The organism is Microcystis sp. M53603_WE2, assembly GCF_030065435.1.
On record NZ_JASJFF010001077.1, the window covers coordinates 1 to 6,184 of the forward strand.

The following is a 6,184-nucleotide window of genomic DNA, read 5'->3' on the forward strand; positions in this document are numbered from 1 at the left end:
AACGTCCTGAAAATGGGTAAAACCCCACACCCCACACCCCCCACCCCACACCCTGCCCCCACGAAAAACTTTTTCAGCAGACCCTAAGTAGCCGGTTATAATTAAATTAAAAATGGATTTTAGGTTCGATCCCCCCTGCCCCCCTTAATAAGGGGGGTGCCGATAGGCGGGGGGAGCTAAAAGTTTTTAATGCCTACCTACTTATGTCTGTTGAAATTGAACGGAAGTTTCTGGTTAAAGGGGATTCTTGGCGATCGCTTGCGACTGGCAAGTTGTATCGTCAGGGATATATTCCTACCCAAGATGGATTGACAACTGTGCGAGTTCGTGTGGTTGGAGAGCGGGGTTATTTAACCATTAAAGGCAAGACTGAGGGCATTAGTCGTCAGGAATTCGAGTATGTAATTCCCCTAGAAGATGCGGCGCTCATGTTAGAAAACCTCTGTAAGAAACCTTTAATTGAAAAGATTCGTCATCGCATTTCTCTGGATAATTTAACTTGGGAAGTTGATGAATTTTGGGGGGATAATCAAGGTTTGATTATGGCTGAAATTGAGTTAGAACAAGAGGATCAAGTCATTACTATTCCCGATTGGATCGGCGAAGAAGTCACGGGAGATGAGCGATACTACAATATCAATTTACAGAAATTTCCCTATAAAATGTGGTGATTGTAGTATTAATTTACTCCCAGTTTAACTCTGGGTAGATAGGGCTTTTTCTGTTTCGTTTAGCTTATTCGTTACCCGTCGGAGAACGCCATTAATAAAGCGATAACCTTCATCATCAGAATAACGTTTGGCTAATTCGATCGCCTCATTGATTGCTACTTTTTGAGGTATATCCAGATAGAGCATTTCTGCCACGGCAATTTGCAGGATATCCCGATCGATTCTTGGTAAACGATGTAGTTGCCAATCCACTAAAGCACCGGTTAATTCCTGTTCGATTTCCGCACGACGACGATAGACTGTACCGATTAATTCTAGGGCATATTCCCGCACTTCGTACTGACTAGATAACTGGACAATTTCGGGAAAATCTATCACGGTTCCTAAACGATTAATGGCATTGTGGGTAAGAGAAATTGCTTCTTTTACCATGGTTTGGGCGCTTTTTAGATTTGTTGCCTTAGTATCACTAGCGAGAATCCGTTCATTACCACGACTAATTTCAGCGGCAGCGGTTTCTAAGGTTTCTTGAATTTCGACGGTTAAGGTTCTAACTGCAACTAAAATTAAATCGTTTAAAGTTTGCTGTTCTAGGTTTTCAGGATTGCCTTTAATCTGACTTAAACTCAAAAGGGCAAGTTCTCGAGCAATGCGACGGGGTTGTTGACGGGGAGGCATAGAAATTTAGAAGGAGAGGAAAGAGAATTATACAACTTTATCGATCGCTATCCGGTTGGGTTAATTTTTCTCGGCGATCAATTCTTGACTAACATCTATTTTAGCATAAAAGCTGCCAAGATTTAACTTTTCAAGTTTTAATTAGACAAAAGACAATATCTATCTTGAATCTCCCCTAATTTAGTCTCAGCTTCTTGAGCATTAATGGCTAATTGGGCAAACTCTAGAAAGCGTTTTAATTCCTTGCGTAATAAATTCCTTTCTACTTCCCAGGTTTCTCGATCTAAGGTGGGTGGCATAACGATCATATCAAATAAAGTGGCCTGTTTTTTATCGGGATGGGGGCGCAATATTCGCCCGCGACGCTGAATAAATTGTCGAGGATTACCACTACTAGCCAGAATGACTGCGTTTTGAATTGATGGCAGATCTACTCCCTCATCTAAACATCTAATTGCCACTAATCCTTGCAGATAACCCTCCTCAAATTGTTGGCGAATTTTTTCTCGTTCTTCTAGGGAAGTTTCTGCGGTGTAGATAGCAACTCGATAACCTAATTGATTGCCTAACAAATGAGTAACTGCCTCTACCTGACGACGATAATTAGCAGTGTAATTTTCCAGATAACCATCCCCACAATAAAACAAAGTATGATCCGTATCTAAACGCTCTTGCATCAGTTGTTGTAAAGCCTGTAATTTATTACTTGCTGAACCAACTAATCGCGATCTTTGCATTAACAAAGCGGTGAGGTTTTCATTACCATTTAAATTACTATTTTTCTGCAAAGTCCAGCCGATTCTTTGGGTTAATTTTGCGTATAATAAAGCCTCATTATCGGTTAATTCAACCAATACTGGATAATAAAAATAACTGACTAAAGCTCCTTTTCTAATAGCATCACCTAGGGTAAATTCTGGTTGTAGAATTTGTCCAAAATATTCAAGAATAGCGTCGGTTCCTTCCTGATCAAAATATCTTTCAGGAGTGGCAGATAAAGCCAATCTTAGACCTAAAGAACGGGGTAATAATTCTTCTAATCGGGGGGAACCTAAATTATGGGCTTCATCACCAACGATTAAAGTTTTATCGGGAAAAAATTTTATTTGTGATTGAAACCCCTCGCTAATAAAAGTTGAGTTAGTAGTTAAAATAGTGACAAATTTTTGATTACCCGCTTGCACATTATATAATTCTGTGGATAGTTGACTTTGCCATGTATGGACACTTTCGTAGGCTAAAATCGGTTTAAGATTAAATTTTTCCGCTTCTCGTTGCCATTGATTGACTAGGTGACGATAGGGACAAATTACTAATAATACTTGCAGTTCTATCGCTTCGTAAAGTTCCATGGCAATAGCTAAAGCAGTAATAGTTTTACCGCTGCCGGTGGCCATTTTTAAAGTTCCTCGTCCCCGATTACGAAACCAACTGATAATCGCTGTATTTTGGTAGTCTCTCAATTCTAAATTGGGAGGAATTCTAGGAATACCAGAGGGATTAACTCGATAGAATCCTCGCAATTCAGCAACTTGTCTGAGCTTGCGGGAATTAAGAAAATCTCTAGTTATTTTTTCCCAATCTATCCAGCAACTATTCATAGAACCTCTTGGAAAAATCAAAAATTGTTGTTAGGGTTAGGAGTCAGGATTCGGTCGTCAGGATTCGGTCGTCAGGATTCGGTCGTCAGGAGATTGTTTTTATTTAGGGTTTGCTGTTCGCAAGAGGTTTATACTAAATCCTGTTTAAAAGGTATAGGGGAGCAGCGGAGCGCCGGAGCAGGGAGAAACAATCCATAGCTTGGGAGTTCATCACACTATTAAAAATAGTTTTTGTATAAGCTCAAAAATAGCAAAAAGCCAAAAAGCTAAAAGCTAAACGTTGCTACCTATACAATTGGGATGGACTAAAAAGACCATCCCACAGCTGTCAAACCACTCTTAACTGTTATCCTAGAAACCTAGGGAATGATTGAGATAATTTACCTGGTCGCTACTTCTTCTTTTTGGGGAGTATTTTGCCGAAGTTTTTCTTGATCTTTGCGACGTTTTTTAGCATAAAGTTGGATTGTCACCGCCATTAATACCACTAAAGCTACAATTAACCAAGTGGTCAAATCGAGGGGTAATTGATTTTTAAATACTGCCAAAAGGACAATAACTACCAATAACAGGGTTGGTGCTTCATTTAAGGCCCGAAATTGCTGTCCCGTCCAATTACATTCCCCTTTTTCTAGCTTTTTCATGATGCGACCACAGTAGAAATGATAGAGCAGTAAAAGAGCCACAAAGGATAATTTAATATGTAACCATCCCGATTTTAAAATTTCTGGTTCTGTGGAGATTAAACCGATCGCCATGGCCACGGTGACAATCATCCCAGGTGTGGTAATGATATTGTAGAGTCGCTTCTCCATGATCTCGTATTGCGCTTTCAGAATAGCTTGTGCGGGTTCGGTTTGTGTTGCTGCCTCCGCATGATAGACAAACAAACGTACCAAATAAAATAGTCCCGCAAACCAAACAACTACCCCAATCAGGTGAAATGCTTTAAACCAATAGTAAGCCATAGTCTATATTGTGATGTGAGTCCCGAATTAATTAGTCTAAGAGTTATCCATAGTTACTAATTCTGTACGCAAACGTCGCACTTTGAATCAGCTTTGTACGCTTTGACCCGTACAGGGCTAACTACAAGCCTCTCTATCGGATTCTTGCTAAATGCAACCTCTCCGACTACCTTTCTCCCTATATTTAATGAACCATTAATATCTGCTCCATAGAGATAACCTGACGAACTTCTAAACAATCCTCTTTTAACTCTCTTGCCCAAATATTTTTCTTGTTTGCCAATTGGTTCCAAATCTAAGAAACTACATTTAGACGTATAGCTTTCATTAGTCGTAATGACTTTTATTCCGACTAAAATTGCCTTGTAAGTTAGTTGTTCAATAAATCTTGAGTGAGGAATATTCACAAATGACTGATTATTTCTATCCCCAATATTAAGGTTTTGTTTCCAGCCTTGATTCTGACCAATAACTAAAAGGTTAATTTGATGAGCTAGTAATTTATCAATAATAGATCTACTAGCGGTGTGGAGGTAATAATCCACCTGGCAATTACGCTTTAAAGTTAAACCTTGTATTCTTTTACTGGTCTTCTGTAAACTGGGTAATTCCGATTTGAGTTTAGCTAGTGTCTTGTTGTATTTTTGATTGCATGATTTTAACGCTTTCCCACATAGTAAAGTTGGCTTAAATTCGGGAATATTAGAGGTGACAGCTGCTAGGTTATTTAATCCTAAATCAACAAAAGCATATCTTTCTCCCTCCTGACTTGGTGGGGATGGTTGTTCATAGACAATCTCTAGATAATAAGCGCCCGATTTAGGAATAATTCTGACCTCTAAGACTTCTTTTAAATTGGTTTTAAACTCTAAATTAGTTCCTGAGAGTTTGATTAAACCCTGCTTCAAGGCTTTTTTAGAGATGGCTTGATAGTTATAAGTTAAAACGTTTCTACCTTTTTTCTTATCTTTATAGCGTGGTAATTTCGGCTCTCCTGTAAATTTATTAGGCGATTTTTTGAATTGTTCTTCTGCTTTTTGATAGGATTTAAAAGTTTTTTCTACTTGCTTTAATACTAACTGGCTTACTTTAGCTGGTAACGCTTGATAATCTGCGCTTGTTTTCAAAGCATGGTGTAACTCAGTCATGGTTAGAAATGGCTGATGTGAAAAGAAAGCTTGACGGTTTAAATAGACAGCACAGTTATAGAGATTCTTTGATAAAAATGCCAACTTATCAAATGCTAAATAATTCTTTTTATTAAATTTGATTAGATGTCTTTGAACTAATTTCATGCTCTTCCTCCAAGCACTTAATTAAACATTCAGTTTTTCTTGTTCTTTGTCTTATCGAATACAGTCGAGCGCAAAATGAAGTGATTATGCTGACAAAATCTGGCATTAAATCATCTTTTCTTTCCTCGGCTAAATTGACTACTTCTATGTGTCGGTTTGTTTGGGCTAAAAGAACTTTTAAATAATTAAACCCTACTCTACTCAATCGGTCTTTATGTTCTACGACAATCAAGTTATAATCAGTTTGTTCTAGAAGTTTTAATAATAGCTTTCTCTGGTCATTAACCCCACTTCCTACTTCTTTAACTACTCTGACAATTTGATAGCCTTTCGCCGTACAATAAGCCTCTAATCTTTTCGCCTGAGTCTCCAAGTTAGATTTATTTTCTGAACTAGAAACTCTTGCATAAATAGCAACTTTATTTTCACGCACTGAACGGTCATCTTCAAAAATAATAATTGTTCCTGTGGGAAGACGTTCTCCTTGTAACTGCCCTCGATTCCACATCCTCCAAGCAGTGTCATAACTGATCCCCTTTTTCTTGGCATAATCTGATAGTTTCATTTGAACTGTAAGGTAAACTTGCACTAACCACAGTAGCAGTCGTTTGCTGTTATTTGCGTATATTTTTGACAAAACTTTACAATACTTTCCCAGACTATCCCTATACAAAAGTTTAGACGGAAAATAGGGGTTGCGGGTTAGGGAGCAGGGAGAGGGATGTGGGGTGTGGGGTGTGGGGTGTAGGGTGTGGGGTGTGGGGAGCTTTTTCAGTAAACAATAAACTAAAAACTCACATCTGATAACTGATAACTGATAACTGATAACTGATAACTGTCTCCTAACCCAATGTTGGACAAAGATAAGCAAAAATTATTGATTAACTCCAAAAACTTGAGAATATTTAAATTAACATTCCGCAATATTTACAAATTCTTAAGAATTAATTGAGAAAGATTTTTATTTAACA

At 38.1% G+C, this 6,184-nt stretch carries 6 protein-coding genes; 1 reads left to right on the forward strand and 5 read right to left on the reverse strand.

What is annotated here, in order from left to right; all coding sequences use genetic code 11:
• Positions 1 to 203: 203 nt before the first annotated feature.
• Positions 204 to 671, forward strand: coding sequence for a CYTH domain-containing protein (locus PX481_RS22690; protein ID WP_002758447.1), 468 nt, complete (start codon positions 204 to 206; stop codon positions 669 to 671).
• A 24-nt stretch (positions 672 to 695) separates the two neighbouring features.
• Here PX481_RS22690 and nusB read toward each other — a convergent pair whose 3' ends face one another.
• The 5 genes from nusB to PX481_RS22715 form a co-directional block, all read right to left on the reverse strand.
• Positions 696 to 1,349 carry a transcription antitermination factor NusB gene (gene nusB / locus PX481_RS22695; protein ID WP_002758446.1) on the reverse strand — a complete coding sequence of 218 codons (654 nt, stop codon included), beginning with the start codon at positions 1,347 to 1,349 and terminating at the stop codon, positions 696 to 698.
• A gap of 137 nt (positions 1,350 to 1,486) precedes the next feature.
• On the reverse strand, positions 1,487 to 2,950 hold the full coding sequence (locus PX481_RS22700; protein WP_002758445.1) for a DNA phosphorothioation system restriction enzyme: 1,464 nt from the start codon (positions 2,948 to 2,950) through the stop codon (positions 1,487 to 1,489).
• 380 nt (positions 2,951 to 3,330) lie between these two features.
• Positions 3,331 to 3,918: a protoporphyrinogen oxidase HemJ gene (hemJ, locus tag PX481_RS22705; protein WP_002747974.1), complete on the reverse strand. Its 588-nt coding sequence runs from the start codon at positions 3,916 to 3,918 to the stop codon at positions 3,331 to 3,333.
• A gap of 56 nt (positions 3,919 to 3,974) precedes the next feature.
• A complete protein-coding gene (locus PX481_RS22710; protein WP_002758430.1) occupies positions 3,975 to 5,213 on the reverse strand; it encodes an RNA-guided endonuclease InsQ/TnpB family protein in 1,239 nt (412 codons plus the stop codon).
• Positions 5,179 to 5,778 (reverse strand): IS607 family transposase, encoded by a 600-nt coding sequence (locus PX481_RS22715; RefSeq protein WP_002758429.1) that lies wholly within the window; start codon positions 5,776 to 5,778, stop codon positions 5,179 to 5,181. The genes PX481_RS22710 and PX481_RS22715 overlap by 35 nt, the downstream gene beginning before the upstream one ends.
• Positions 5,779 to 6,184 lie beyond the last annotated feature (406 nt).

What these genes read in the sequence shown, in the direction of transcription:
- PX481_RS22700 (WP_002758445.1), bottom strand. Translation starts at nt 2,950, where the DNA reads ATGAATAGTTGCTGGATAGATTGGGAAAAAATAACTAGAGATTTTCTT.
- PX481_RS22690 (WP_002758447.1), top strand. Translation starts at nt 204, where the DNA reads ATGTCTGTTGAAATTGAACGGAAGTTTCTGGTTAAAGGGGATTCTTGG.
- PX481_RS22710 (WP_002758430.1), bottom strand. Translation starts at nt 5,213, where the DNA reads ATGAAATTAGTTCAAAGACATCTAATCAAATTTAATAAAAAGAATTAT.
- PX481_RS22715 (WP_002758429.1), bottom strand. Translation starts at nt 5,778, where the DNA reads ATGAAACTATCAGATTATGCCAAGAAAAAGGGGATCAGTTATGACACT.
- nusB (WP_002758446.1), bottom strand. Translation starts at nt 1,349, where the DNA reads ATGCCTCCCCGTCAACAACCCCGTCGCATTGCTCGAGAACTTGCCCTT.
- hemJ (WP_002747974.1), bottom strand. Translation starts at nt 3,918, where the DNA reads ATGGCTTACTATTGGTTTAAAGCATTTCACCTGATTGGGGTAGTTGTT.